19 protein-coding genes are annotated in these 24,931 nt (G+C 71.9%); 9 read left to right on the forward strand and 10 right to left on the reverse strand.

Going from position 1 to position 24,931, the window contains the following annotated elements; translation table 11 throughout:
* Positions 1 to 26 precede the first annotated feature (26 nt).
* Positions 27 to 1,853 carry a glycoside hydrolase family 3 protein gene (locus tag E0F75_RS22735; protein ID WP_187624623.1) on the reverse strand — a complete coding sequence of 609 codons (1,827 nt, stop codon included), beginning with the start codon at positions 1,851 to 1,853 and terminating at the stop codon, positions 27 to 29.
* 113 nt (positions 1,854 to 1,966) lie between these two features.
* On the reverse strand, positions 1,967 to 2,896 hold the full coding sequence (locus tag E0F75_RS22740) for a LysR family transcriptional regulator (RefSeq protein ID WP_187624411.1): 930 nt from the start codon (positions 2,894 to 2,896) through the stop codon (positions 1,967 to 1,969).
* Between the two features lie 142 nt (positions 2,897 to 3,038).
* On the opposite strand from E0F75_RS22740, the gene E0F75_RS22745 reads away from it, so the two are divergent.
* Together E0F75_RS22745 and E0F75_RS22750 are read left to right on the forward strand one after the other, a co-directional pair.
* A complete protein-coding gene (locus E0F75_RS22745) occupies positions 3,039 to 4,007 on the forward strand; it encodes an EamA family transporter (RefSeq protein WP_187624412.1) in 969 nt (322 codons plus the stop codon).
* Entirely contained in the window at positions 4,004 to 4,567 is a 564-nt protein-coding gene (locus E0F75_RS22750; RefSeq protein WP_187624413.1) for an AAA family ATPase, read from the forward strand. Before E0F75_RS22745 ends, E0F75_RS22750 begins: the two co-directional genes overlap by 4 nt.
* Before the next feature lie 62 nt (positions 4,568 to 4,629).
* On the opposite strand, the gene E0F75_RS22755 is transcribed toward E0F75_RS22750, so the two are convergent.
* The 3 genes from E0F75_RS22755 to E0F75_RS22765 form a co-directional block, all read right to left on the reverse strand.
* Complete coding sequence (locus tag E0F75_RS22755; RefSeq protein WP_187624414.1) at positions 4,630 to 6,915, reverse strand: DPP IV N-terminal domain-containing protein; 2,286 nt, start codon at positions 6,913 to 6,915, stop codon at positions 4,630 to 4,632.
* Positions 6,916 to 6,982: 67 nt separating this feature from the next.
* On the reverse strand, positions 6,983 to 7,654 hold the full coding sequence (locus tag E0F75_RS22760; protein ID WP_187624415.1) for a DUF4097 family beta strand repeat-containing protein: 672 nt from the start codon (positions 7,652 to 7,654) through the stop codon (positions 6,983 to 6,985).
* A 681-nt stretch (positions 7,655 to 8,335) separates the two neighbouring features.
* Entirely contained in the window at positions 8,336 to 9,382 is a 1,047-nt protein-coding gene (locus E0F75_RS22765) for a LacI family DNA-binding transcriptional regulator (RefSeq protein ID WP_187624416.1), read from the reverse strand.
* Between the two features lie 110 nt (positions 9,383 to 9,492).
* Between E0F75_RS22765 and E0F75_RS22770 the strand changes: the two genes are divergently transcribed.
* The 3 genes from E0F75_RS22770 to E0F75_RS22780 are packed head-to-tail and all read left to right on the forward strand — an operon-like array spanning position 9,493 to position 12,610.
* Positions 9,493 to 10,644, forward strand: a complete 1,152-nt coding sequence (locus E0F75_RS22770; protein ID WP_187624417.1) for a Gfo/Idh/MocA family protein — start codon at positions 9,493 to 9,495, stop codon at positions 10,642 to 10,644.
* The gene (locus tag E0F75_RS22775) at positions 10,641 to 11,807 is read left to right on the forward strand and encodes a dihydrodipicolinate synthase family protein (RefSeq protein WP_187624418.1); all 1,167 of its coding nucleotides are present in this window, start codon (positions 10,641 to 10,643) and stop codon (positions 11,805 to 11,807) included. Before E0F75_RS22770 ends, E0F75_RS22775 begins: the two co-directional genes overlap by 4 nt.
* On the forward strand, positions 11,807 to 12,610 hold the full coding sequence (locus tag E0F75_RS22780) for a sugar phosphate isomerase/epimerase (RefSeq protein ID WP_187624419.1): 804 nt from the start codon (positions 11,807 to 11,809) through the stop codon (positions 12,608 to 12,610). Before E0F75_RS22775 ends, E0F75_RS22780 begins: the two co-directional genes overlap by 1 nt.
* 33 nt (positions 12,611 to 12,643) lie before the next feature.
* Here the strand turns inward: E0F75_RS22780 and E0F75_RS22785 are convergent, their stop codons facing one another.
* Positions 12,644 to 13,060, reverse strand: coding sequence for a PIN domain nuclease (locus E0F75_RS22785; protein WP_187624420.1), 417 nt, complete (start codon positions 13,058 to 13,060; stop codon positions 12,644 to 12,646).
* A gap of 254 nt (positions 13,061 to 13,314) precedes the next feature.
* On the opposite strand from E0F75_RS22785, the gene E0F75_RS22790 reads away from it, so the two are divergent.
* Complete coding sequence (locus E0F75_RS22790) at positions 13,315 to 15,546, forward strand: ATP-dependent RecD-like DNA helicase (protein WP_187624421.1); 2,232 nt, start codon at positions 13,315 to 13,317, stop codon at positions 15,544 to 15,546.
* A 179-nt stretch (positions 15,547 to 15,725) separates the two neighbouring features.
* Complete coding sequence (locus E0F75_RS22795; protein WP_187624422.1) at positions 15,726 to 17,015, forward strand: citrate synthase; 1,290 nt, start codon at positions 15,726 to 15,728, stop codon at positions 17,013 to 17,015.
* 425 nt (positions 17,016 to 17,440) lie between these two features.
* Here the strand turns inward: E0F75_RS22795 and E0F75_RS22800 are convergent, their stop codons facing one another.
* Positions 17,441 to 19,690, reverse strand: a complete 2,250-nt coding sequence (locus E0F75_RS22800) for a cation-translocating P-type ATPase (protein WP_187624423.1) — start codon at positions 19,688 to 19,690, stop codon at positions 17,441 to 17,443.
* A 73-nt stretch (positions 19,691 to 19,763) separates the two neighbouring features.
* Positions 19,764 to 19,988, reverse strand: a complete 225-nt coding sequence (locus E0F75_RS22805; protein WP_030325038.1) for a heavy-metal-associated domain-containing protein — start codon at positions 19,986 to 19,988, stop codon at positions 19,764 to 19,766.
* A gap of 125 nt (positions 19,989 to 20,113) precedes the next feature.
* On the opposite strand from E0F75_RS22805, the gene E0F75_RS22810 reads away from it, so the two are divergent.
* A complete protein-coding gene (locus E0F75_RS22810; protein ID WP_187624424.1) occupies positions 20,114 to 21,322 on the forward strand; it encodes a cation:proton antiporter in 1,209 nt (402 codons plus the stop codon).
* On the opposite strand, the gene E0F75_RS22815 is transcribed toward E0F75_RS22810, so the two are convergent.
* The gene (locus E0F75_RS22815) at positions 21,300 to 21,941 is read right to left on the reverse strand and encodes a TetR/AcrR family transcriptional regulator (protein WP_187624425.1); all 642 of its coding nucleotides are present in this window, start codon (positions 21,939 to 21,941) and stop codon (positions 21,300 to 21,302) included. The two genes, E0F75_RS22810 and E0F75_RS22815, sit on opposite strands and share 23 nt — an antisense overlap.
* A 163-nt stretch (positions 21,942 to 22,104) precedes the next feature.
* Between E0F75_RS22815 and E0F75_RS22820 the strand changes: the two genes are divergently transcribed.
* Complete coding sequence (locus E0F75_RS22820; protein WP_194481525.1) at positions 22,105 to 24,399, forward strand: MMPL family transporter; 2,295 nt, start codon at positions 22,105 to 22,107, stop codon at positions 24,397 to 24,399.
* A gap of 121 nt (positions 24,400 to 24,520) precedes the next feature.
* On the opposite strand, the gene E0F75_RS22825 is transcribed toward E0F75_RS22820, so the two are convergent.
* Entirely contained in the window at positions 24,521 to 24,718 is a 198-nt protein-coding gene (locus E0F75_RS22825; protein WP_187624426.1) for an AlpA family transcriptional regulator, read from the reverse strand.
* Between the last annotated feature and the right edge of the window lie 213 nt (positions 24,719 to 24,931).

Consider the following 24,931-nt stretch of genomic DNA (forward strand, 5'->3'; position numbering starts at 1 on the left):
CCACCCCCTTCGTCGCATCAGCCGTGTCAGCGGTACGACAGGCCGTGTCCGACCGGGTAGAGCACCTTCGCCGGGTCGTCGGCGCTCTGCACCGGGACCGGCAGGCGGCCCCTGGGCCTGGCCCTGCCCGCCAGGACCCGTGCGGCGGCCCGGAGTTCGACATCGGTCCAGGAGTAGGCGGCGAGCGTCGCCCGCTGGCCGTCGATCCGGGCGATGTCGTACGGGTTGCGGATCGCGATCGTCACGACGGGCACCCCGGTCGCGACGAGCCGCGCCACGAGCGTGCGCTGCGGGCTGGCCGCGGTGACGTTGTACGTGCCCACCACGACGACGTCCCTGCCCGCGGCCGCCGCCACCGCCTCCTCGATCTTCGCGGCCGTCGGGGTGATCCCGGTGGAGAGCGCGGTCGCGGTGAACCCCAGCTCCGTCAGGGCGTTCGCGAGCGTCGTCGTCGGCGGGCCCGTCGTACCGGACGGGGAGGCCGGGTCGGCGCCGACGACGAGGACCGAGCCGTGACGGGCGGGGCTCAGCGGCAGGAAACCGCCCTCGTTGCGGAGCAGGGTCGTGGTGGCCTCGGCGATCCGGTCGGCCTGGGCGAGATGGGCGGCGGTGCCGACCACCCGCTCGACGCCGGCCCGGGTGACGTACGCGTTCCGGAACAGACCGAGCTTCGACTTGAGCCGCAGGATCCGCAGGATCGATTCGTCGAGCCGGGCCTCCGTCAGTTCGCCGTCCCTGACGGCCTTCAGGACCGCGTTCCAGGCCACGTCCAGCTTCGGCGGGTTGAGCAGCTGGTCCACACCCGCCTTCAGGGCGAGGACCGGGACGCGCGCGTCGCCGTACTTGGTGCGCACCCCCTCCATGCCGAGCGAGTCGGTGACCACCACCCCGTCGTAGCCGAGCTCCTCGCGGAGGATGCCGGTGAGGATCGGCCGGGACAGCGTCGCCGGGTCCTCGCTCGGGTCGAGCGCCGGGACCACGATGTGCGCGGTCATGATCGAGTCGATCCCGGCGGCGATCGCGGACCGGAACGGCGGGGCGTCAAGCGCACTCCACTGCGCCCGCGTGTGGGTGATCGTCGGCAGGCCGTAGTGGCTGTCGACGGCGGTGTCGCCGTGCCCCGGGAAGTGCTTGGAGGTGGCCGCGACCCCGGCCCGCTGGTAGCCCTTGACCTGCGCGGCGACCATTCCGGCGACCGCCGCGGGGTCGGCGCCGAAGGAGCGGACGCCGATGACCGGGTTGGCCGGGTTGACGTTGACGTCCGCGACCGGGGCGTAGTTCTGCCGGATGCCGACGGCCGCCAGCTCCGCGCCCGCGATCTGTGCCGCCTTACGGGAGTCCGCGAGCGAACCGCCGGCGCCGAGGGCCATCGCGCCGGGCACCAGGGTGGCGGGCTCGCCCACCCGGCAGACGATGCCGTGTTCCTGATCGGTGGAGATGAGCGCGGGGATCGGCGTGGGCTGCGCGAGCGCCGCCTGTTGGATGCCGTTGGAGAGCGCGGCGATCTGCTGCGGGTCACGGGTGTTGTGGGCCCAGGAGAAGTAGATGACGCCGCCCACGTGGTAGCGCTCGACCAGCTCGGCGACCGTACGGACACCGATCTCCGCGAGGTTGGCGTCGATGTCGGCCTGGTCGGGTGCGGTGGCGGAGTGGCCGTACACCCGCATCACGAAGAGCTGGCCGACCTTCTCCTCAAGGGACATGCGGTCGATGATCCGCCGGAGCTTCCGGTCGTCGTGCCGGTCCTGCCCGGCGAGGGCGGGGGTGCTGACCCCGGTGACGGCGGCCGCTGCCGCGGCGGCGGTCACCGTGAGGAGGGTGCGTCGGGAGGGGGCGGGGGCGCGGTGGTGCACTGATGCTCCTTCCGGCCGTGCGAGGTTGAAGGGATCCATGCGCGAAATCCTCGGAAGCCGCCTCTGAAGGAAACTTCCAAGGAGTCACGGATAGCCCGAAAGTAACTGCCAGGTCAAGGACCCGCGCACGAATCGCCCACGGCGGCGATCCCGGGCCAGAGCTCCTGGAGCGTACGGACCGTCTCCCGGATCGCCGGGCGCCGCGCCGCCCCGGTCCGCCACATGGCGTGCAGGCGACGGGTCGGCATCGGGTCCAGCCGCACCGGCGCCACCTCCGGCGGCAGGACCCCGCGTCCCAGCCGCGGCACCAGCGCGATGCCCAGACCGGCCGCGACCAGGGCGACCTGCGTGTGGTTCTCCTCCGCCTGATGGACGATCAGCGGCTCGAAACCCGTCTCCCGCAGCGTCCGCGTCAGCCAGTCGTGGCAGACCGTCCCCGGCGGCTGCGAGATCCACCGCTCCGCCGCCAGCTCCTCCCGGCGCACCGAGTCCCGCGCGGCCAGCGGATGGCCCCGGTGGACGAGGATGTCGCACAGGTCGTCGCCGATCACCGCCTGCTCGACCCCCGGCGGTACGGGAAGCGGGGCGATGTCCCAGTCGTGCGCCACCGCCAGATCGATGACCCCGCGCGCCACCAGGTCGATCGACACATGCGGGTCCACCTCCGAGAGCCGGGCGTCGACATCGGGATGGACCCGGCCCAGCTCCGCGAGCACCCGGGGCATCAGCCCGCGCGCCGCGCTCGCGAAGCAGCCGATGTCGAGCCGGCCGGCGGGCCGGCCGCGCCGCTCCTCCAGTCGTACCTCCGCCTCCTCCACGAGGGCGAGCAACCGGCGGGCGGTGGCGGCGAGGTGATGGGCGTCGTCGGTGAGGCGGATGCCGCGGCCGCTGCGTTCGAGCAGGGTCGTCCGGGTCTCCCGCTCCAGCTTCGCGATCTGCTGGGAGACCGCGGACGGCGTGTAGCCGAGGGCGGTGGCGGCGGCGCCGACACTGCCGTGGACGGCGACGGCGTGCAGGGCGCGCAGACGGCCGAGATCCAGCACGGGCCCTCCTCCTCTTCGATGCGCGGGACGGTTGGACGAAGCGTCGCCGCATCCTCGTACGTCATGGATGAAGCGTTGCTACATCTCACCATGAAGAAGTCCGTGCTGGTGCTACACGGTCGCGGCGACCATGCTCGATCGCATGCGCCCTGCCCACCTCGCCCTCGCCGCCCTGGTCGCCGCCGTCTGGGGAGTCAACTTCGTCGTCATCGAGATCGGCCTCGACCACTTCCCGCCGCTGCTCTTCTCCGCCCTCCGCTTCCTCGCCGCCGCCCTGCCCGCCGTCTTCCTGGTGGGCCGGCCCACCGTGGCCTGGAAGTGGATCCTGGCGGTGGGACTCGTCCTCGGCGTCGCCAAGTTCGGGCTCCTCTTCACGGGCATGGACCTCGGCGCCCCCGCCGGGCTCTCCTCCCTCGTCCTCCAGGTGCAGGCCGTCTTCACCGCCCTCTTCGCCTTCGCCGCCCTCGGCGAACGTCCCGGCCGCCTCAAGCTCGCGGGCATGGGGGTCGCCCTGGTGGGCATCGGCGTGGCGGCGGCCGACGAGGGCGGGGCCGGGTCCCTCACCGGATTCGCCCTGGTGATCGCCGCCGCGGCCTGCTGGGGCGTCTCCAACGTCCTGACCCGCAAGGCCTCCCCGCCCGACGCGCTCAACTTCATGGTGTGGGTCAGCGTCGTGCCCGTCCTGCCGCTGCTCGGTCTCTCCCTCCTCCTGGAGGGCCCGGACCGCGACCTCGCGGCCCTGCGCGGGCTCGACTGGACCGGCGTCGGCGTCATCGTCTACGTCGCCTGGGTCACGACCGTCTTCGGCTTCGGCGCCTGGGGCTGGCTGCTCCGCCGCTACCCGGCCTCCTCCGTCGCACCCTTCTCCCTCCTCGTGCCCGTCTTCGGGATGTCCTCGGCGGCGCTCGTCCTGGGCGAGGGAGTGAGCCCGGCCCGCTGGTGCGCGGCGGCGCTGCTCGTCGGGGGAGTGGCCCTGACGTCGTTCGCGCCGGGCCGGCGGGCCACCGGGGCCGGGAATCCCGTGGCGTCGCCGGAGCCCGTGGCCGTATCGTCGACCGGCCGCCCGCTCGGCGAGGAACGGCGTACGACCCGCGAGGAAAGGCCCGCATGACCTTCGAGAACATCACCGTCGACGCTTTCGGACCCGCTCCCGGGGCCGTGCTGCTCGCCGGCATCCCCGGCAGCGGGAAGTCCACCGTCGCGGCCGCCCTCGCGGCCCGCTTCGCCCGGGCGGCGCACATCGAGGTCGACGACCTCCAGTCCCTCATCGTGAGCGGCTGCCACTGGCCGAGCCCGGACGGCGACCCCGAGGCGGACCGCCAGATCCTGCTGCGCGCCCGCAACGCCTGCCTCCTCGCCGGCAGCTTCGCCGCGGCCGGCTTCCTCCCGGTCCTCGACGACGTGGTCGTACGCCGCTCCCACCTGGACTACTACCGCGCCCAGACGAAGGCGGCCGCGCTCCATGTGGTGATCCTGGCCCCCGGCCCCGACAAGGCCTGGGAACGCAACAACGCCCGCGACAAGCGCCTGACGACCAACTGGGCCTTCCTGGACGAGGCGATGCGCGCGGAGCTGTCGGACGAGGGCGTCTGGATCGACAACGCGGACCTCACGGTGGCGGAGACGGTGGACGCGGTCCTCGCGGCGACGGGCCTGACCCCCGAGAAGTAGCGCGTCGGATCCCCACGGGGGTGGGATCCGACGGGCTCGTCGTCCTGTCCGCGGCGTCGTGGTCAGGCGAACATGTCGGCCAGCAGCTCGGGGCCGATCACGATCGGCGCCGGGCGGTAGGCGGGCGGCAGCGTGCCCATCAGCTCGCGGACCAGGAAGTCCCAGCAGCGGGTGCGGACATGGGCCAGGCAGTCGATGAAGGTGTGCTCGGCGCCGGGCACGACGTGCAGTTCGAAGTCCTTGCCGGCGGCGAGGAGCCGGTCGGCGAACCGCAGGGTCTGGTGCGGGTGGACCTGGTCGTCCATGTCGCCGTGGACGAGCAGCAGCTTGCCGGTCAGCCGGTCGGCGAGGTCCAGGTTGGACGTCCGTGCCCAGGCCTCGGGGGCGTCCGCGCCGTCGTAGGACTCGACGAAGCCGGCGTTGAAGGAGCGGGCGTCGTGCGAGCCGGAGAGGGCGGCCCCGGCCTTGTACGTCCCGGGGAAGTCCAGCATCGCGCGGGCCGCGGCGAACCCGCCCCCGGAGTGGCCGAAGACGCCGACCCGGTCCAGGTCCATCCACGGCCGGGTCTCGGCCAGCTGCCCCAGCGCCGCGACATGGTCGGCCAGGGAGCCGGCGTCGGCCAGGTGGCCGAAGGAGGCGTCGTGGAAGGCCTTGCTCCGGCCCGGGGTGCCCCGGCCGTCGAGCGCGATGACCACGAAGCCGAGTGCCGCGAGGGGTTCGGCGTCCATGCCCATGCCGCCGGGGTCGAAGCACGGGGCGACCCGGTTGACCTGCGGGCCGGGGTAGAGGTTGTCCACCACCGGGTAGGACAGGGCGGGGTCGAAGTCCCTCGGCCGGTACAGCACTCCGTAGATGTCGGTCTCGCCGTCGGCCGCCTTGACGCGGAAGCGCTCCGGCGCGGTCCACCCGGTGGCGGCGAGCCTGCTGATGTCGGCGCGCTCCAGTGCGACGAGCACCCGCCCGGTCCAGTCGCGGACCGTGGTGACGGGCGCGGTGTCGACGGTGGACGCGGAGTCGATGAAGTACTCCTGGTCGTACGGGCTTTCCGGCAGGGCGGCGACGTGGTCGAGCGTGTCGTCGGTGAGCCGGGCGAAACCGGAGCCGTCCAGGCCGACCCGGCACACCGTGCGCCGGTACGGGTCCTCCTCGACGAGCCCGGAGGCCGTGAAGTACACGACGCGCTCGGCCTCGTCGACGCGCAGGATCTGCCGCACCAGCCACGGCCCGGAGGTGACCCGGCCGAGCAGCTCGCCGGTGTGCAGGTCGTAACGGTAGAGGTGGCCCCAGCCGTCGCGCTGCGAGAACCACAGCACCTCGTCGGCGAGCACCCGCACGAGGGGCGGCTCGGTCATCCACTGGTTGGGCTCCACCCGGGTCTCCCCGGTCTCGCGGATCACGGTGGTGACGTCGCCGGTGACCGGGTCGAGGCGGTTCAGGGTGAGGGAGTGCTGGTCCCGGGGCCGGGCGAGGAAGTAGACGGCGGAGCCGTCCGCGGCCCACCACGCCCACTTCACGGTGATCGGCGACACGTGGGTCATGATCAGCGGCTCCGTCTTGGCGCGGACCACCGTGCCCTCGGCGACGTCGAGGACGACCAGCTCGGCCAGCGGCAGGTGTTCGTCCCCGGCGTACGCGAACGGCTGGGTGTGCAGGCGGGGCGCGCCCCCGTCGGCGGGCATCGCCTCCACGAGGTGGGTCCTGCGGACCTCGCGCTCGTCGGTCCGGTGGGCGAGGACCTTCGTCGAGTCCGGCGACCAGGCGACCGCGGGCGGCAGGTAGGGCACGCCGAGCTTGCGCAGCAGGGTGGCGTTGCCGGTCGCGGCGGGGCCCGGACCGTAGGCGTGATCGGGTGCGCCGTCGGTGGTCAGGGGCCACTCGCGGCCGTCGGACAGCGAGCGGGCCCACAGGTCGTGCCCCCGCTGGGACACCGCGGACTTCCCGTCGGGCGACGTCACGTCCAGCGGGTTGCCCGGGGCGGTGAACTCGGCCGGCTCGCAGACGTAACTGTCCAGGTCGCAGCGCCAATATGCGCCGAACGCCACGAACTTGACCTCGTTCCCGGCGAGTTCGATGCCGATGAACGGCAGGGCCTCGGGGTCGACCCGCTGCTCGGATGCGGTGGCCAGCGAGGCGGCCAGCCGGGCGTGGTCGAAGACCGGCTCACGCGTGCCCGCCGCCGGGTCGACCAGCATGAACCGCCTGCCGACCCCGTTGCTCACCGCGTACCAGAACCGGGCGCCCCCGTCGATCCACTGCGGCCTGACCTTGTCACCGACGACGAGCTCGCCCGGGCGGGCGGGGCGGCGGAGGAGCTGTTCGGCGGCCTGGTAGTTCTGAGTGGTACTCATTCTGCTTGTCCGTCCTCGGAGTTCGTCGCTGAAGATCTGGGGGTCGGGGTCACGCCGCCGGGGTGGTTCAGAGGCTGCGGGCGGTGATGTCGCCGTACGAGGTGGTGGCGTGGATGTGCAGTCCGGCGGCGGCGCCGTCGGTGTTGGTGAGGGCGTTGTGGACGCGGCCGTAGGCGGTGCCGGCGTTCAGGGTGGCGGAGACGCCGCGGGCGGCGCCGACCACGATCTCGCCGGACTCGGTGCGCAGTTCGACGGTGCCCTGCGTGGCCTCGGCGATGCGGAGGTCGCCCTTCTTGGTGCTGATCTCGGCGGGGCCGCCGAGGCGGCCGACCGTGATGTCGCCGGCGAGCAGGGTGAGGCGGGCGCCCGCGGTCTCGTCGAGCTTGACCGTGCCCTGGGCACCCTCGACGGTGACGTCTCCGAGGCGTCCGACGCCGCGGAGTTCGGCGGCGGCGGTCTTGGCCTCGACGCGGGAGCCGGCCGGGAGCTGGACGGTCACCTCGACCGATCCGGAGTCGCCGAGGATCTTGTTCTTCGCGGGAGCGGCGGCGATCCGCAGGACGCCGTCGGAGAACTCGACGGTGATCTCTTCGGCGGCCTTCACGTCGTTGCCCTTGGCGGCGTTCGCGGGGCGGACGTCGACGGTGGCGTCGGCGCGGTCGGCGGCGATGAGCTGGATGCGGCCGGCGGGGATGTCGAGGACGGTGGTGATGGCGGCGGTGGTGGCGAACTTCTGCAAGGTTCTTCTCCTTCTTGGGGCGGACCCACTCTCGGGCCCGCCGTTTCCGATGAGGGAAAAGCTACGTTGCGTTCATAGATCTGGCAACATGTTCGTTGCGCGAAATAGGCATCACCGCAGGTAGATTGAGGGATTTCGTTGCAACGATTTCGAGGCTAATGCAACGTCAGGAGTGTTGTTCGTTGCAATGAAATGAAGGTGAATGCACTGTGGGGGCGCTCCGGGTGCTCCGGGCGCTCGTGCGGGGCGCGGGCCGCCGGTGTCGGTGCCGACGGCGATACGGCGAGGGCGGACGCGTCCTCGGTCGCCGGCCCGGCCGGCCCGGTCGGCGGATCCCGGTGCGGCGCCGCGCGCGCCGGATCCGGCCCTCGTGGATGCTCGGCGGGCGGGTCGTTCGCCCTTGTCGGCACCCGGCGGGGCCGGGCGCCTACTCCCGCGCCCGCCCGGCCACTTCCCCCCTCGCGGCCATCAGGCCGCGTACCTCCTGCGACCATCAGGCCGCGTACCTCCTGCGACCATCAGGCCGCGTACCTCCTGCGACCATCAGGCCGCGTACTTTCCCGTACCCCCGTACCCCCGTACCTGCGCAGCCGCCAGCCGCCAGCCGCCAGCCGCCAGCCGCGCCCGGCGCTCAGCCACCCCCGTGGCCCAGCGCCCCCCCCCCGCAGTCCCGGCCCCCGCCTACCCCCGAGGCCGCCCCGTCGACCCCCGTACCACCAGCTCCGCCGGGACGCGTGCCAGGCCGCCCGCCGGGGGGTCCTCCGTGCCCATCGCCAGGCGGCCCGCTCGGGTCCCCGCCTCGTGCAGCGGCAGATGGACAGTCGTCAGGGACGGGACCGCGTCCACCGAGAACGGGAGGTCGTCGAAGCCCGCCACGGACACGTCGCCCGGGATCGACAGGCCGCGTTCCCGCAGGGCCGCGCAGACGCCGAGGGCGACCGTGTCGTTGGCGGCCACGACCGCCGTGAGCTCCGGATCGCGGGCGAGGAGCTCTGCCGTGGCCCGGTAGCCGGCCTGTCGGTCGTACGCGCCGTGGACCGTCGGACCCTCGGTGATCCCCGCCGCCGTGAGTGCCGCCCGGTGGCCCTCCAGGCGGTGCCGGGTCGTCGTCCGGTCGGCCGGGCCGGCCGCGTAACCGATGCGCCGGTGGCCGAGTTCGAGCAGGTGCTCGGTGAGGCGGCGCGCGCCGCCCCGGTTGTCGAAGACGAGCGCGGCGGCGTTCGCGTCGCCGGTGACCGGCGGGCGCCCGCAGAGCACGACCCGGGTCCCCGCCTCCGCCAGCTTGGCCAGCTTGCCGGTCGTCGCCGCCAGGTGCTCGGGGTCCTCCAGGGAGCCGCCCATGAGGATCACGGCCGCGGCCCGCTGTCGCTGGAGCAGGGTGAGGTAGGTCAGTTCGCGTTCGGGGGAGCCGCCGGTGTTGCAGACGACGGCGAGCTTCTCGCCGCCGCCGCGCCCCGATCCGCTCTCCCCGATGGCGCTCTGCGCCGCGCTCGCCATGATCCCGAAGAACGGGTCGGCGATGTCGTGGACGAGGACGCCGACGAGGTCGGAGGTGGCGGCGGCGAGTGAGCTGGCGGGCCCGTTGAGGACGTAGTCCAGCTCGTCCACGGCCCGCAGGACCCGCTCGCGGGTCGACTCGGCGACCGGGTAGTTGCCGTTGAGGACGCGGGACACGGTGGCGGGCGAGACCCGTGCGCGAGCGGCCACGTCCGCCAGGGTGACGGTCATCGTGTGCGTACCTCCAGGGCCTTGTCGACGGCGATGTCGGCAGGCTAGCGTCATCGCCGATGGAAAGCGCTTTCTATCGAGGCGCGGAACACCGGGGAGAGGAACCTTTCGTGACACGCAGGACAGTCCGCATCGCCATGAACGGCGTTACCGGGCGCATGGGACACCGCCAGCACCTCGTCCGTTCGATCCTCGCCCTGCGTGAACAGGGCGGCCTCGACCTCGGCAACGGCGAGACCCTCTGGCCCGAGCCGGTCCTCGTCGGCCGCCGCGAGCCCGCCCTGCGCGCGCTCGCCGAGCGCCACGGCCTCACCGAGTGGTCCACCGACCTCGACGCCGTCCTCGCCGACGACACGATCGACATCTACTTCGACGCCCAGGTCACCTCCGCCCGTGCCGAGGCGATCACCAAGGCCGTCCACGCCGGCAAGCACATCTACACCGAGAAGCCCACGGCCGCCGACCTCGCCGGCGCCCTGGAGCTCGCCCGGCTCGCCACCGAGAAGGGCGTCAAGCACGGCGTCGTCCAGGACAAGCTGTTCCTGCCGGGCCTGCTCAAGCTCAAGCGCCTCATCGACGGCGGCTTCTTCGGCGAGATCCTGTCCGTCCGCGGCGAGTTCGGCTACTGGGTCTTCGAGGGCGACTGGCAGGACGCCCAGCGCCCCAGCTGGAACTACCGCTCCCAGGACGGCGGCGGCATCGTCGTCGACATGTTCCCGCACTGGGAGTACGTGCTCCACGAGCTGTTCGGCCGCGTCACCTCCGTCACCGCCCAGGTCGCCACCCACGTCCCGCGCCGCTGGGACGAGCAGGGCAAGCCGTACGAGGCCACCGCGGACGACGCCGCCTACGGCATCTTCCAGCTGGAGGGCGGCGCCATCGCTCAGATCAACTCCTCCTGGACCGTCCGCGTCAACCGCGACGAGCTCGTCGAGTTCCAGGTCGACGGCACCCACGGCTCCGCCGTCGCCGGACTGCGCAACTGCCGCGTCCAGCACCGCTCGGCGACCCCCAAGCCCGTCTGGAACCCGGACATCCCGGCGACCGAGCCCTTCCGCGAGCAGTGGCAGGAGGTCCCCGACAACGCCGAGTTCGACAACGGCTTCAAGGCCCAGTGGGAGCTGTTCCTGCGGCACGTCGCCCTCGACGAGCCGTACCACTGGGACCTCCTGGCGGGCGCCCGCGGCGTCCAGCTCGCCGAGCTCGGCCTGAGGTCCGCCGCCGAGGGCCGCCGCCTCGACGTCCCGGAGGTGAGCCTGTGATCCGCCTGCCCGAAACCGGCGGCGGCGTACGGGAGTACGCGCCGCGCACCGAGCCGCTGACGCCGGGCGGGAGCGGCCCCCTGACCTCCCGTACGGTCTTCTCCGCCGCCCACGTGGTCGCCGACCCGTACGCCGACACCACCCCCGACTCGCCCGCCGCGGTCGACTGGGACGCCACCCTCGCCTTCCGCCGTCACCTCTGGTCCCACGGCCTCGGGGTCGCCGAGGCCATGGACACCGCGCAGCGGGGGATGGGCCTCGACTGGACGGGGGCGGCCGAGCTGGTCCGCCGCAGCGCGGCGGAGGCGAAGGCGGTGGGCGGCAAGATCGCCTGCGGCGTCGGCACCGACCAACTCGCCGGACCGGACCTGCTCACCGGCCCCGCCGGCCTGGCGGCGGTCCGCAAGGCGTACGAGGAACAGCTCGCGCTCGTCGAGGAGACCGGCTCCCAGACGATCCTGATGGCCTCCCGCGCCCTCGCCGCGGCGGCGTCGGGCCCGGAGGACTATCTCGACCTGTACGGCCACCTCCTCCGCCAGGCGAGCGAGCCGGTGATCCTGCACTGGCTCGGCCCGATGTTCGACCCGGCGCTCGACGGGTACTGGGGCTCGGCCGACCTGGACACCGCGACCGAGACGTTCCTCGAGGTCATCGCCGCGCACCCGGACAAGGTCGACGGCATCAAGGTCTCCCTCCTGGACGCCCGGCGCGAGGTCGAACTGCGCCGCCGCCTCCCGGAGGGCGTGCGCTGCTACACGGGCGACGACTTCCACTACCCGGAGCTGATCGCGGGCGACGAACAGGGCTTCAGCCACGCCCTGCTGGGCATCTTCGACCCGCTGGCGCCGCTCGCGGCGGAGGCGGTGCGGATTCTCGACACGGGCGATGTACACGGTTTCCGTGCCGTCCTCGACCCGACGGTCGCCCTGTCCCGGCACCTGTTCCGGGCACCGACCCGCTTCTACAAGACGGGAGTGGTCCTCCTCGCCTGGCTCGCCGGGCACCAGGACCACTTCACGATGGTCGGCGGCCTGCAGTCCGCCCGCTCGCTCCCGCACCTCGCGAAGGCGTACGAACTGGCGGACGGTCTCGGCCTGTTCCCCGATCCGGCGCTCGCGGAATCGCGCATGCGCTCCCTCCTGACGGTCCAGGGAGGCCTGTGATGAACCTCGACCGCTTCAGCGTCAACCAGATGACGGTCAAGCAGCTGTCCCTCCCCGACCTGGTCGCCCACTGCGTCCGGCTCGGCATCCCGGGCGTGGGACTGTGGCGCGAGCCGGTCCAGGAGTACGGCGTCGAGGCGGCGGCCGACCTGGTGCGGGACGCGGGGCTGACGGTCACCACCCTCTGCCGGGGCGGCTTCTTCACCTCGGACGGCTGGGAGGCGGAGAACCGGACGGCCATCGACGAGGCGGTCACGCTCGGCACGGACACCGTCGTCCTGGTCTCCGGCGGCCTCACCCCCGCCTTCCCGGACCTGGCATCGGCCCGCGCCCGGATCACCGAGGCGATCGGCGCGCTGGCCCCCTACGCGGGGGAACGGGGAATCCGCCTGGCCGTCGAGCCCCTCCACCCCATGTACGCCGCCGACCGCTGCGCGGTCTCCACCCTGGACCAGGCACTGGCCGTCGCCGAGCGCTTCCCGCCCGAGCAGGTGGGCGTGGTGGTCGACACGTACCACCTCTGGTGGGACGACCGCGCCCCGGCGGCGGTGGAACGCGCGGGCGCTTCGGGCCGCATCCACTCCTTCCAGCTCGCCGACTGGACCACCCCCCTCCCGGCCGGCGTCCTGACCGGCCGAGGTCAACTGGGCACAGGCGCGATCGACCTCAGGGCCTGGGCCGACCTGACGGAGAAGGCGGGCTGGACGGGCCCGGTGGAGGTGGAGATCTTCAACGACGACCTGTGGTCGAGGGACGGCGTGGAGGTCCTGGAGGAGACGCTGGAACGCTTCCTGGAGGTGTGACGGACGAGCCCCGGCGGCGCCGCGCGTGGGCTGTCACTCGCCCGGGCGCCGCACGTCCTGCTGCTCGACCCCTTTGAGGACGCGAGCGACCGTGGCGAAGTCGTCGTCCCTGTGCAGGAGGGTCAGGCCGTGATGGACCGCCGTGGCGCAGAGAAGCAGATCCACGACACCCGCCGCGCGGTGCCGCCCCTTCTGCGTCAGCTTGTACTGGGCGGTCTCCACCCATCGCCACGCGTCCTTCGGGACGCGCACCGGCGCGAACATGGCAGCGAGGTCGTCATCGATCTCATCGCGGTCTTCCGCGTTCACGGCGCTGAAAAGGATCTCCGTCCGGATGGCCTCGCACATGCCGATGGCGCCTGTCTCGATCTCGGCGTCCCAGCGCCGCTGTGCGGCGGGATCGGTGCCCAGGTGGACGTACGCGCTGGTGTCGATGAGGTACGTGATCACTCGCCGTCCCCAGCGTGCTGGGCGGCCTTGCGGGCTTCCCAGTCCCGGCGTGTGCGCTCCAGCTCCCCGCGCGCGCCGCGCTCTGCGAGCCGCTGGAACGCCCCGGCGGTGATGCCGCCTTATGACCTCTTCCAGGGCCGTGTCGATCGTGTCCTTCTTCGTGGTCGTACCGAGCTCCCCTGCCCCCGGTGCCCCGGAGGGGAGTTGTCCACAGGGCCGCCCACGCTGTCCGACCGGTTCGCTACCTTCGGGGCATGTCCAACGAAGGTCGTGGGCCGGGATCGGCCGTGCTCGAAGGGGTCCTGGAGCGGATCACCTACGCCAATGAGGAGAGCGGGTACACGGTCGCCCGCGTCGACACCGGGCGCGGGGCCGGGGACCTGCTCACCGTGGTCGGGGCGCTGCTCGGCGCGCAGCCGGGGGAGTCGCTGCGGATGGAGGGCCGTTGGGGCTCGCATCCGCAGTACGGCAAGCAGTTCACCGTGGAGAACTACACGACCCTGCTGCCCGCCACGATCCAGGGCATTCGCCGCTATCTCGGCTCGGGTCTGGTCAAGGGCATCGGCCCCGTCTTCGCCGATCGCATCACCCAGCACTTCGGCCTGGACACCCTCCAGATCCTGGAGGAGGCCCCCGGCCGGCTGATCGAGGTCCCGGGCCTGGGTCCCAAGCGCACGAAGAAGATCAGCGCGGCCTGGGAGGAGCAGAAGGCGATCAAGGAGGTGATGGTCTTCCTCCAGGGCGTCGGCGTCTCCACCTCCATCGCGGTCCGGATCTACAAGAAGTACGGGGACGCCTCGATCTCGGTCGTGCGGAACCAGCCCTACCGGCTCGCCGCCGACGTCTGGGGCATCGGCTTCCTCACCGCCGACAAGATCGCCCAGGCCGTGGGCATACCCCACGACAGCCCGGACCGGGTGAAGGCCGGCCTGCAGTACGCCCTCTCGCAGTCCAGCGACCAGGGGCACTGCTTCCTCCCCGAGGAGCGGTTGATCGCCGACGCGGTGAAGCTCCTCCAGGTCGACACCGGACTGGTCATCGAGTGCCTCGCCGAGTTGGCCGAGGACCCCGAGGGGGTCGTACGGGAGACGGTGCCGGGTCCCGAGGGGACGCCTGTCACCGCCGTGTACCTGATCCCCTTCCACCGGGCCGAGCTGTCGCTCGCCGGACAGCTCCGGCGGCTGCTGCGGGCCGAGGAGGACCGGATGCCGGGCTTCCGGGACGTGGCCTGGGACAAGGCCCTCGCCTGGCTCGCGGACCGGACGGGGGCCTCGCTCGCGCCCGAGCAGGAGGAGGCCGTCCGGCTCGCGCTCACCCGGAAGGTTGCCGTGCTCACCGGCGGCCCGGGCTGCGGCAAGTCGTTCACGGTCCGCTCCATCGTGGAGCTGGCCCGCGCCAAGAAGGCCAAGGTCGTCCTCGCCGCCCCCACCGGGCGGGCGGCCAAGCGGCTCGCCGAGCTGACCGGCGCGGAGGCCTCCACCGTCCACCGGCTCCTGGAGCTGAAGCCGGGCGGCGACGCGGCCTACGACCGGGACCGGCCGCTCGACGCGGACCTGGTCGTGGTCGACGAGGCCTCCATGCTCGACCTGCTCCTGGCGAACAAGCTGGTCAAGGCGGTCGCCCCCGGGGCTCATCTGCTGCTCGTGGGCGATGTGGACCAGCTCCCGTCGGTCGGCGCGGGCGAGGTCCTCGGCGATCTGCTCGCCCCGGGAAGCCCCGTACCGGCGGTCCGGCTGACCCGGATCTTCCGTCAGGCGCAGGAGTCCGGCGTCGTCACCAACGCGCACCGGATCAACGCCGGCACCCCGCCGAAGACCGAGGGCCTGCCGGACTTCTTCCTCTTCGTCGAGGAGGAGACCGAGGACGCCGCACGGGTCGCCGTGGATGTCGCGGCCCGGCGGATTCCGGCCAAGTTCGGCCTGGACCCCCGCCGTGACGTGCAGGTCCTCGCCCCCATGCACCGCGGCCCGGCCGGCGCGGGCTCGCTCAACGGGCTGCTGCAGCAGGTCATCACCCCGGGCCGCCCCGATCTGCCGGAGAAGCGGTTCGGCGGCCGGGTCTTCCGGGTTGGTGACAAGGTCACCCAGATCAGGAACAACTATGACAAGGGGGTCAACGGGGTCTTCAACGGCACGGTCGGTGTCGTGACCCAGCTGGACCTGGTCGAGCAGAAGCTGACGGTGCGGACGGACGAGGACGAGGAGGTGCCGTACGACTTCGACGAGCTGGACGAGCTCGCCCACGCCTACGCGGTCACCATCCACCGTTCGCAGGGCAGCGAGTATCCGGCCGTGGTGATTCCGGTCACGATGAGTGCCTGGATGATGCTTCAGCGGAACCTGCTCTACACGGCGGTGACCCGGGCGAAGAAGCTCGTGGTCCTCGTCGGCTCCCGGCGGGCGATCGCCCAGGCGGTCAGAACGGTCTCCGCAGGCAGACGCTTTACCGCACTCGCGTTTCGGCTCACAGGGAGCACCCCCGTGTGAAAGATCACGGAGGGCTACCGGAACCGGGGCGAAGGGGGCAGGATATGAAGGTTGGCGGCACTGAGTGCCGCCGATTGGCCCAATGGTCGACCCCGAGTGCACTCTCCTGAGCCAAATGGGGGATGGTAGAGACAGTCAGGGCACCTCGAAGAAGAGGCACTACGTCGGTGAGGGATGACGTGAGCGACAACTCTGTAGTACTGCGGTACGCGGACGGTGAATACACCTACCCGGTGGTCGAGAGCACCGTCGGCGACAAGGGCTTCGACATCGGGAAACTCCGAGCCCAGACCGGTCTGGTCACCCTGGACAGCGGATACGGCAACACCGCCGCCTATAAATCCGCGATCACCTACCTGGACGGTGAGCAGGGGATTCTGCGGTACCGCGGTTACCCCATCGAGCAGCTGGCCGAGCGCTCCACCTTCCTTGAGGTGGCGTACCTGCTGATCAACGGTGAGCTGCCCAAGGTCGACGAGCTGGCGACCTTCAAGAACGAGATCACGCAGCACACGCTCGTCCACGAGGACGTCAAGAACTTCTTCCGCGGTTTCCCGCGGGACGCCCACCCGATGGCGATGCTGTCCTCGGTGGTCTCCGCGCTGTCCACCTTCTACCAGGACAGCCACAACCCGTTCGACGAGGAGCAGCGCCACCTCTCCACGATCCGGCTGCTCGCCAAGCTGCCGACGATCGCGGCGTACGCGTACAAGAAGTCGATCGGCCACCCGTTCGTCTACCCGCGCAACGACCTCGGGTACGTCGAGAACTTCCTGCGCATGACCTTCTCGGTCCCGGCGCAGGAGTACGACCTGGACCCGGTCGTCGTCAACGCGCTCGACAAGCTGCTGATCCTGCACGCGGACCACGAGCAGAACTGCTCGACCTCCACCGTGCGTCTGGTCGGCTCCTCGCAGGCGAACATGTTCGCCTCGATCTCCGCCGGCATCTCGGCCCTGTGGGGCCCGCTGCACGGTGGCGCCAACCAGTCGGTCCTGGAGATGCTCGAGGGCATCAAGGCCAACGGCGGCGATGTCGACTCCTTCATCCGCAAGGTGAAGAACAAGGAGGACGGCGTCCGCCTGATGGGCTTCGGCCACCGGGTGTACAAGTCCTTCGACCCGCGCGCCAAGATCATCAAGGCGGCGGCGCACGACGTCCTCTCGGCCCTCGGCAAGTCCGACGAGCTGCTGGACATCGCGCTCAAGCTGGAGGAGCACGCGCTCTCCGACGAGTACTTCGTCTCGCGCAACCTCTACCCCAACGTGGACTTCTACACGGGCCTCATCTACCGCGCGATGGGCTTCCCGACCGAGATGTTCACCGTGCTCTTCGCGCTCGGCCGCCTGCCCGGCTGGATCGCCCAGTGGCACGAGATGATCAAGGAGCCCGGCTCCCGCATCGGCCGCCCGCGCCAGATCTACACCGGCGAGATCCTCCGCGACTTCGTTCCGGTCGAGGCGCGCTAGTCGCTGCGCCCGGGGTCGGCCCGCGTCGACTGCGGGCCGAGCCCTTGCGGCGAACGGGCCTCCGGAAAAAGAGGAAGCGCCCCGTCGTCGATCCCCCCACGGGTCGACGATCGGGGCGCTTCCCATGTCCCGGTGCGGATTCCCCCCACGGGATCCGGGCCGGGCGTCTGCGGGTGTCGCAGAAGCTATGCGGGTCGGCGCGACGCGGTCTGCCGGGGTACGTACGGGAGGGCCGCTCAAAGCTCCCCGGTGCACGTGCCCCGGCCAACGCTTGCCTGGAACGTCCCCCAAGACATTCCATGAACGTCCCCCAAGACGTTCTCGGCATCGCCCACTTAGACTCGCGAACAGCCCAGATGGTTACCCCCCAATATCTGTGATCTAGGTCTCTTTGTGAAGGTCCTGTGCGTCACACGTGGGTGAATTCACGTGAAGCGGCGTAGACGAAGGCTGTTGGATACGACGAAGACGGACGAAAAGGCCATCGCCAGGCCCGCGATCATCGGGTTCAGGAGTCCGGCCGCGGCGAGCGGCAGCGCCGCCACGTTGTAGCCGAAGGCCCAGCCGAGGTTGCCCTTGATCGTCGCCAGGGTGCGGCGGGCGAGCCGGATCGCGTCGGCCGCGACCCGCAGGTCGCCCCGTACCAGGGTCAGATCGCTCGCCTCGATCGCCGCGTCCGTGCCCGTCCCCATCGCCAGGCCCAGGTCCGCCGTGGCGAGGGCCGCCGCGTCGTTCACCCCGTCGCCGACCATCGCGACCGTCCGGCCCTCCGCCTGGAGCCGCCGGACCACCTCGGCCTTCTCCTCCGGCAGCACCTCGGCGATCACCTCGTCGATGCCCACCTCCGCCGCCACGGCCTCCGCCACCGCCCGGTGGTCCCCGGTGAGGAGGACCGGCCGCAGTCCGAGGCCGCGCAGCCGCGCCACCGCCTCCGCGCTGGTGTCCTTGACGGTGTCCGCGACGGTCAGGGTGCCCCGGGCGACCCCGTCCCAGGCGACGTGGACGGCGCCGGGCTCCGCCCCCGTCGGCACGTCGACGCCCTCCGCCGTCAGCAGCGCGGCGCGGCCGACGAGGACCAGGTGGCCGTCGACCGAGCCGCGGACGCCGAGCCCGGGGACGTTCTCGAAGGTCTTCGGTACGGGAAGCTCCCCGCAGCGCTCGACGGCGCCGGCCGCGACCGCGCGGGCCACCGGGTGCTCGGAGGAGTGCTCCAGGGCCCCGGCCAGCCGGAGCAGCTCGGTCTCGTCGGTGGCGTCGGTGGCGTACTTCCCGCCGTACACGCGCACACCGGCCAGCCGCATCCGGCCCGTGGTGACCGTCCCGGTCTTGTCGAGGACGATCGTGTCGACGCGGCGGGTGGACTCCAGGACCTCGGGGCCCTTGATCAGGATGCCGAGCTGGGCGCCGCGGCCGGTGCCGACCATGAGTGCCGTCGGGGTCGCGAGGCCCAGGGCGCAGGGGCAGGCGATGATCAGGACGGCGACGGCGGCCGTGAAGGAGGCCGTCGGGTCGTCGGTCAGCAGCAGCCAGGTGACGAGGGTGCCGAGCGCGACGAGCAGCACGACCGGTACGAAGACGGCCGAGATCCGGTCGGCGAGCCGCTGCACCTCGGCCTTGCCGTTCTGGGCGTCCTCGACGAGCTTCGCCATCCGGGCGAGCTGGGTGTCGGCGCCGACCCGGGTGGCCCGGACGACGAGCCGGCCCGAGACGTTGACGCAGCCGCCGGCGACGTCGCTGCCCGCGGTGACGTCCAGCGGCAGCGACTCGCCGGTGAGCAGGGAGGCGTCGACGGCCGACGCGCCTTCGGTGACGGTGCCGTCGGTGGCGATCTTCTCCCCGGGCCGTACGACGAAGAGGTCGTCGGTCCGCAGCGCGGCGACCGGCACCCGCACCTCCGTTCCCCCGCGCAGGACGGCCACGTCCTTGGCGCCGAGTTCCATCAGGGCCCGGAGTGCCGCGCCCGCCTTCCTCTTGGCGCGGGCCTCCAGGTAGCGACCGAGGAGGATGAAGGTGACGACCCCCGCCGCGACCTCCAGGTAGATCGCGGACGAGGCTTCGGAGCGGTCGACGGTCAGGTCGAAGCCGTGCCGCATGCCGGGCATGCCCGCGTCGCCGAGGAAGAGGGCCCAGAGCGACCAGCCGAAGGCGGCGAGGGTGCCGACCGAGACGAGGGTGTCCATGGTGGCGGCGCCGTGCCGGAGGTTGGTCCAGGCGGCCCGGTGGAAGGGCAGCCCGCCCCAGACGACGACGGGCGCGGCGAGGGTGAGGGAGAGCCACTGCCAGTTGTCGAACTGGAGGCTCGGGACCATGGCGAGCAGGACGACGGGCGCGGAGAGCAGTGCGGAGACGGTGAGCCGCTGCCGGAGGGAGGCGAGTTCGGGGTCCCGGGCGGGCTCCCGATCCTCCGGTGCGGCGGTCGGTTCGGGCTCCGGCGGCGGCGGTTCCTCGGCCGTGTAGCCGGTCTTGACGACGGTGGCGATCAGCGCGTCGACCCCGACCTCCGGCGGGTGTTCGATCCGCGCCTTCTCCGTGGCGTAGTTGACGGTCGCGGTCACCCCGTCGAGGCGGTTGAGCTTCTTCTCGACGCGGGCCGCGCACGAGGCGCAGGTCATCCCGCCGATCGTCAGCTCGGTGACCGCGACATCGACGGGGGGTGCGGTGGTGCTGGAGGTCATGTGCGGTTCCAAAGGGGAGCAGGGCCGTACCCGGTAACGGTACGGCCCTGCGGGGTGTTGACGGGGGGAGTGGTCAGACCAGCTCGTAGCCGGCCTCGTCGACGGCGGCGCGGACGGCCTCCTCGTCGAGCGGGGCTGCGGAGACGACGGTCACCTGGCCGGTGGAGGCGACGGCCGTCACCGACGAGACGCCGGGAAGCTCGGAGATCTCGCTCGACACCGCGCCCTCGCAGTGGCCACAGGTCATGCCCTTGACCTGGTAGACGGTGGTGAGGTCGGTCTTCGTCTCTGCGGTCATGGCGTTCTCCTCGTGGGTTCAGGACCGTACGCCGGCAGTTTATACCCCTAGGGGGTATGAAATCCAGTCGGGTCCGGCCGCGCCGCGCCGGTGACCCCGGCTGGAGCCTATGGTAAATACCCGATATGTCGCATTCGGGGACCACGCTCATCCTGATCATGGCGATCGCCGTCCTGGCGCCGCTGCTCGCCTACGGAGTCGGGCGCAGGCTTCCCGTCCCCCTCGTCATCTTCGAGATCCTGCTCGGCATCCTCATCGGCCCCGACGTCCTGGACTGGGCGCAGCCCGACGCGCTGATCGACGGGCTCTCGGAGCTGGGCCTCGCCATGCTGATCTTCCTCGCGGGGTACGAGATCGAGTTCGGCAAGGTCCGCGGCGACACCCTCCGGCGCTCCGTCCGGGCCTGGCTGATCGCCCTCGGGCTCGGACTCGCCACCGGTGTCCTCCTCGGCGGCGGTTACACCAAGGGCGTCTTCATCGGCGTCGCGCTGACCAGTACCGCGCTCGGCACCGTCCTGCCCGTGCTCCGGGACTCGGGCGACCTCCACGGGCGGTTCGGCTCGGTCGTCATGGCGTTCGGCGCGGTCGGCGAGTTCGGCCCGATCATCGCGATGGCCCTGCTGCTCAGCGGACGCGGCGCGGGCGAGTCGACCGCGCTGCTCGCGGTCTTCGCCGCGCTCACCGCCGGGGCGGTGTTCTGGGCGCTGCGGCCGCGCCCGCCGTGGTTCTCCCGGATCATCGCCAAGACCCTGCACACCAGCGGTCAGTTCGCGGTCCGGTTCGTCTTCCTGCTGCTCGCCCTGATGCTGGGCGCCTCGCAGGCCCTCGGACTCGACATCCTGCTCGGCGCCTTCGCGGCCGGACTCGTCACCCGGCTCGTCCTGACCGGGGCCGCGCCCGAGTCGGGGCCGCAGATCCTGGAGAAGATCGAGGGCGTCGGCTTCGGCTTCCTCGTGCCGGTCTTCTTCGTGGTCACCGGGATCGAGTTCGACCTGGCCTCGCTCCTCGACGGCGGCCGCACCCTGCTCCTGCTGCCGGTCTTCCTGCTGCTCTTCCTGGCGGTGCGCGGCGGACCGATCTGGTTCCTCGCCCCGCGCGACCTCGACCGCAGGGACCGGGGCGGGCTCGTGCTGTACGGCTCCACCGCGCTGCCGCTCGTCGTCGCCATCACGACCATCGGCGTGGACGACAAGGCGATGACGGCCGGCGAGGCGGCGGCGCTCGTCGGAGCCGGCATGGTCTCCGTGCTCGTCTTCCCGCTGGTCGCGCTGAAGTCGCGGTCGGGGGCGAAGGGCCTCCCGACCGAGCGGATCAGCGGCTCGGAGTCGTGGTGACCGGCCCCTCGACCAAGGGGGAGAGGTAGCGCAGGAGAAGCGTCTTCAGCTCCGCGATCGTGGCGTCCCGTTCGGCCCCCTCCGGCGCGGCGAGGACGAGGTCCAGGCCCCCCTTGAAGGCGGCGAAGGCCATGCCCGCCGTCCGGAGGCGGTCCTCGGCGGGCAGCGTGGGCGCGTAGTGGGCGATCACGTCCTGCACGCGGGTGAGCAGGGTCGCGTGCAGTTCGTCGTGCTCCTCCGCGATCCGGCCGGGGACCTCGGAGCCGTGCATCAGGGCGAGGAAGGCCGGGTTGGCGCAGTTGAACTCGATCAGCGGGTCGACGACGGCGTCCAGCAGGCCGGGCAGCGGCAGCGCGAGGTTCTCCGGGGTGAACGCCTGGCCGTGGGCCTCGCGCATCTGGTGCAGCAGGCGCTCGCCCAGCTCGATCGCGATGGCTTCCTTGTTGGGGAAGTACTGGTAGAGCGTGCCGGGCGAGACATGGGCCTCGCGCGCGATCGCGTTGGTGCTGGACGCCGTGTAGCCGTTCGCGCAGAAGACGTTCGCGGCGGCCTGGAGCAGCTGCGCGATACGGCGCTCTCCCCGCGCCTGACGGCGGCGCGGCTTCGGTTCTTCGGACATGGCTGTCCCCAGCTCTCCTCAACACGTTTGACAAACACGAGCGGTCGCTCGCATTCTTGAGAAACGCGAGTGATCACTCGTGTTTGCCAGTCTATGGCAATGGGCGACCCATGTGACCTGCCGGGAAGCGAGCGCAGGGGTCAGGTGAAGGGGACACCTCGTCATGGCCGAAGTCAAGAAATCAGCGCCCGGCGGGGCCGGATCCAGCGGGCCCCCCGCGGATGGCGGCGGATCGCCGAAGCGGGACGGGGCGGGCGGCTGGACGCGGTTCGTGACCGTCCGGCCGCGCCTGACCCTGCTCGTCGCCCTCGTCCTCACCGCCCTCGCCGTCCTGGCCGGCGGCGGGGTCGCCGACCGGATGGGCAGCGGCGGCTGGGAGGACCCGGCAGCCGAGTCCACGTATGCGACGGAGGCCCTCGGGCGCCAGTTCCCCGGCTCCCAGCCCAATCTGCTCCTGCTCGTCGACGCCGGAGCGGCCGGCGCCGACGCGCCCGCGGTCGCCGCCGAGGCACGCCGGCTCGCCGAGCGGCTCGACGCCGAACCGGGCGTCGACGGCGTCGGCTCCTACTGGTCCACCGGCTCACCCGCCCTCCGCTCCGAGGACGGCCGCAAGGCCGTGATAGCCGCCCGGATCGCCGGCGAGGAGAAGGACGCGGCCGCCGTCCTCGACCGGATAGCCCCCGAGTACCGCGGCACCCACGGCCCCGTCGAGGTCTCCCTCGGCGGCGGACTCGCCGTGCGCCACGAGATGCAGACGGTCATCCAGGAGGACCTGCTGCGGGCCGAGCTCATCGCCCTGCCCCTCACCCTCGTCCTGCTCGTCATGGTCTTCGGCAGCGCCGTCGCCGCCCTGCTGCCGCTCGGCGTCGGCATCGTCGCCATCCTCGGCACCAACGCCGTCCTGCGCGGCCTCACCGAGTTCACCGACGTCTCCGTCTTCGCGCAGAACCTGACGACGGCCCTCGGCCTCGGACTCGCCATCGACTACGCCCTGTTCGTCGTCCGCCGCTACCGCGAGGAGCTCGCCGCCGGGGCCGACACGTACACCGCCGTCCGCACCACCCTGCGCACCGCCGGGCGGACCGTGCTCTTCTCCGCCCTCACCGTCGCCGTCTCGCTCGCCGCGATGCTGGTCTTCCCGCAGTACTTCCTGCGCTCCTTCGCATACGCCGGCATCGCCGTGGTCCTGCTCGCCGCGACCGCCGCCCTCACCCTGCTCCCGGCGGCTCTCGTGCTGCTCGGCGACCGGGTCAACGCGCTCGACCTGCGGCGCCTCCTCCGGCGCGGCCGGACGCCCGGCGCCCACCCCGTCGGGGACGGCGAGGGGACGGGCTGGGGGCGGGCCGCCGCGCTCGTGATGCGCAGGGCGCCGGTCTTCGCCGTCCTCACCACCGCCGGACTCGTCCTCCTCGGACTGCCCTTCCTCGGCGTGAAGTTCGGCACCGCCGACGACCGCCAGCTCCCCGTCACCGCCTCCTCCCGGGTCGTCCAGGACGAACTGCGGCACGGCTTCCCCGGCGACCCCGGCGGCACCCTCACCGTCCTCGCCGAGGGCGAGGCCACCCCCGCGCAGTACGCGGCCTTCCGTGAGCGGATCGGCGCCCTCGACGGCGTGGTCCGGGCCGACGGGCCGGTGACCGCCGCCGGCGGCCACGCCTACTTCACCGTCGTCCCCGAGGGCGAGACCGTCGGCGCCCAGGCCCAGCGGACCGTGGCCGAACTGCGCGCCGCACCCGCCCCGTTCGAGACCTCCGTCACCGGACAGGCAGCCGTCCTCGCCGACTCCAAGGACGCCCTCGCCGAGCGGCTGCCCTGGGCCGCGGCGATCATCGTGATCGTCACGCTGCTCCTGGTCTTCCTGCTCACCGGCAGCGTCCTCATCCCCGTCCAGGCCGTCGCCCTCAACGCCCTCAGCCTCACGGCGATGTTCGGCGCGGTGGTCTGGGTCTTCCAGGACGGGCACCTCGCGGGACTCCTCGGCTTCACCCCCACCGGCGACATCGAGACCACCCTGCCGGTGCTCATGTTCTGCGTGGCCTTCGGACTCTCCATGGACTACGGGGTGTTCCTGCTCTCCCGCATCAAGGAGGAGTACGACCGCACCGGCGACCACGAGCACTCCGTCCGCTTCGGTCTGCGCCACACCGGCGGCCTCATCACCGCGGCCGCCGTGATCCTCGCCGTCGTCATGGTCGCCATCGGCACCTCCCGCGTCACCAACACCAAGATGCTCGGCCTCGGCGTCGCCCTCGCCGTCCTCATGGACGCCATGGTGGTCCGCAGCCTCCTCGTCCCCACCGTCATGAAGCTGACCGGCCGCCTCACCTGGTGGGCCCCAGGCCCGCTGCGCCGCTTCCACGACCGCTTCGGAATCAGCGAGTCGGACACGCCCGCGCCCGCGCCGGACGGGAGCGCGGTGGCCGAGGAGCGCCGGGAGATGAGCTCGCTCCACCCGTGACACGTCCTCGTGACAGACCCTCGTGACAGACCCCCGTGACACGTCCTCGTGACACGTCGAGGGCCGGGCCCGGGAACACCGGGTCCGGCCCCGCGGGGGAGAGGAGGTGCGGTACGCCAGGTCAGTCGCGGCGGCCCCGGTTGCCGGGGCGGCCGGCGACCCAGACGCGGATCGTGTCCGCGTACCAGTAGGGCTTGCCCGACTCCACGTGGTCGGGGGCAGGCAGCAGTCCGTGCTTCCGGTAGGAGCGGACCGTGTCGGGCTGCACCCGGATGTGTGCGGCGATGTCCTTGTACGACCAGAGACTTCTGTCCGTCATGCCTGGTACCTCCCTGCGCGCCGCGCAGCGGCGGCGGGGGTGCCGTTCGGGGGCGCTGCGGGCATGCGATGGCGATCACTGAGCCATTGCCCCCTGCAACGACCCCGTCAGACCGGAGGAGAGCGCCTGTCGAGCGCCTGTGACGGAAAGCCCGCGTAACGAAGACATGCGTGACGCCGAAGGGACGTGTGTGACGAAAACGCGGCATCGGGA

Source organism: Streptomyces sp. CB02980 (genome assembly GCF_014451325.2).
Classification (GTDB): domain Bacteria; phylum Actinomycetota; class Actinomycetes; order Streptomycetales; family Streptomycetaceae; genus Streptomyces.

Excerpts from the sequence above, each read along its gene's own strand:
- E0F75_RS22755 (WP_187624414.1), bottom strand. The coding sequence starts at position 6,915 with ATGAGTACCACTCAGAACTACCAGGCCGCCGAACAGCTCCTCCGCCGC.
- E0F75_RS22750 (WP_187624413.1), top strand. The coding sequence starts at position 4,004 with ATGACCTTCGAGAACATCACCGTCGACGCTTTCGGACCCGCTCCCGGG.
- E0F75_RS22790 (WP_187624421.1), top strand. The coding sequence starts at position 13,315 with ATGTCCAACGAAGGTCGTGGGCCGGGATCGGCCGTGCTCGAAGGGGTC.
- E0F75_RS22810 (WP_187624424.1), top strand. The coding sequence starts at position 20,114 with ATGTCGCATTCGGGGACCACGCTCATCCTGATCATGGCGATCGCCGTC.
- E0F75_RS22820 (WP_194481525.1), top strand. The coding sequence starts at position 22,105 with ATGGCCGAAGTCAAGAAATCAGCGCCCGGCGGGGCCGGATCCAGCGGG.
- E0F75_RS22805 (WP_030325038.1), bottom strand. The coding sequence starts at position 19,988 with ATGACCGCAGAGACGAAGACCGACCTCACCACCGTCTACCAGGTCAAG.
- E0F75_RS22780 (WP_187624419.1), top strand. The coding sequence starts at position 11,807 with ATGAACCTCGACCGCTTCAGCGTCAACCAGATGACGGTCAAGCAGCTG.
- E0F75_RS22815 (WP_187624425.1), bottom strand. The coding sequence starts at position 21,941 with ATGTCCGAAGAACCGAAGCCGCGCCGCCGTCAGGCGCGGGGAGAGCGC.
- E0F75_RS22745 (WP_187624412.1), top strand. The coding sequence starts at position 3,039 with ATGCGCCCTGCCCACCTCGCCCTCGCCGCCCTGGTCGCCGCCGTCTGG.
- E0F75_RS22825 (WP_187624426.1), bottom strand. The coding sequence starts at position 24,718 with ATGACGGACAGAAGTCTCTGGTCGTACAAGGACATCGCCGCACACATC.
- E0F75_RS22800 (WP_187624423.1), bottom strand. The coding sequence starts at position 19,690 with ATGACCTCCAGCACCACCGCACCCCCCGTCGATGTCGCGGTCACCGAG.
- E0F75_RS22765 (WP_187624416.1), bottom strand. The coding sequence starts at position 9,382 with ATGACCGTCACCCTGGCGGACGTGGCCGCTCGCGCACGGGTCTCGCCC.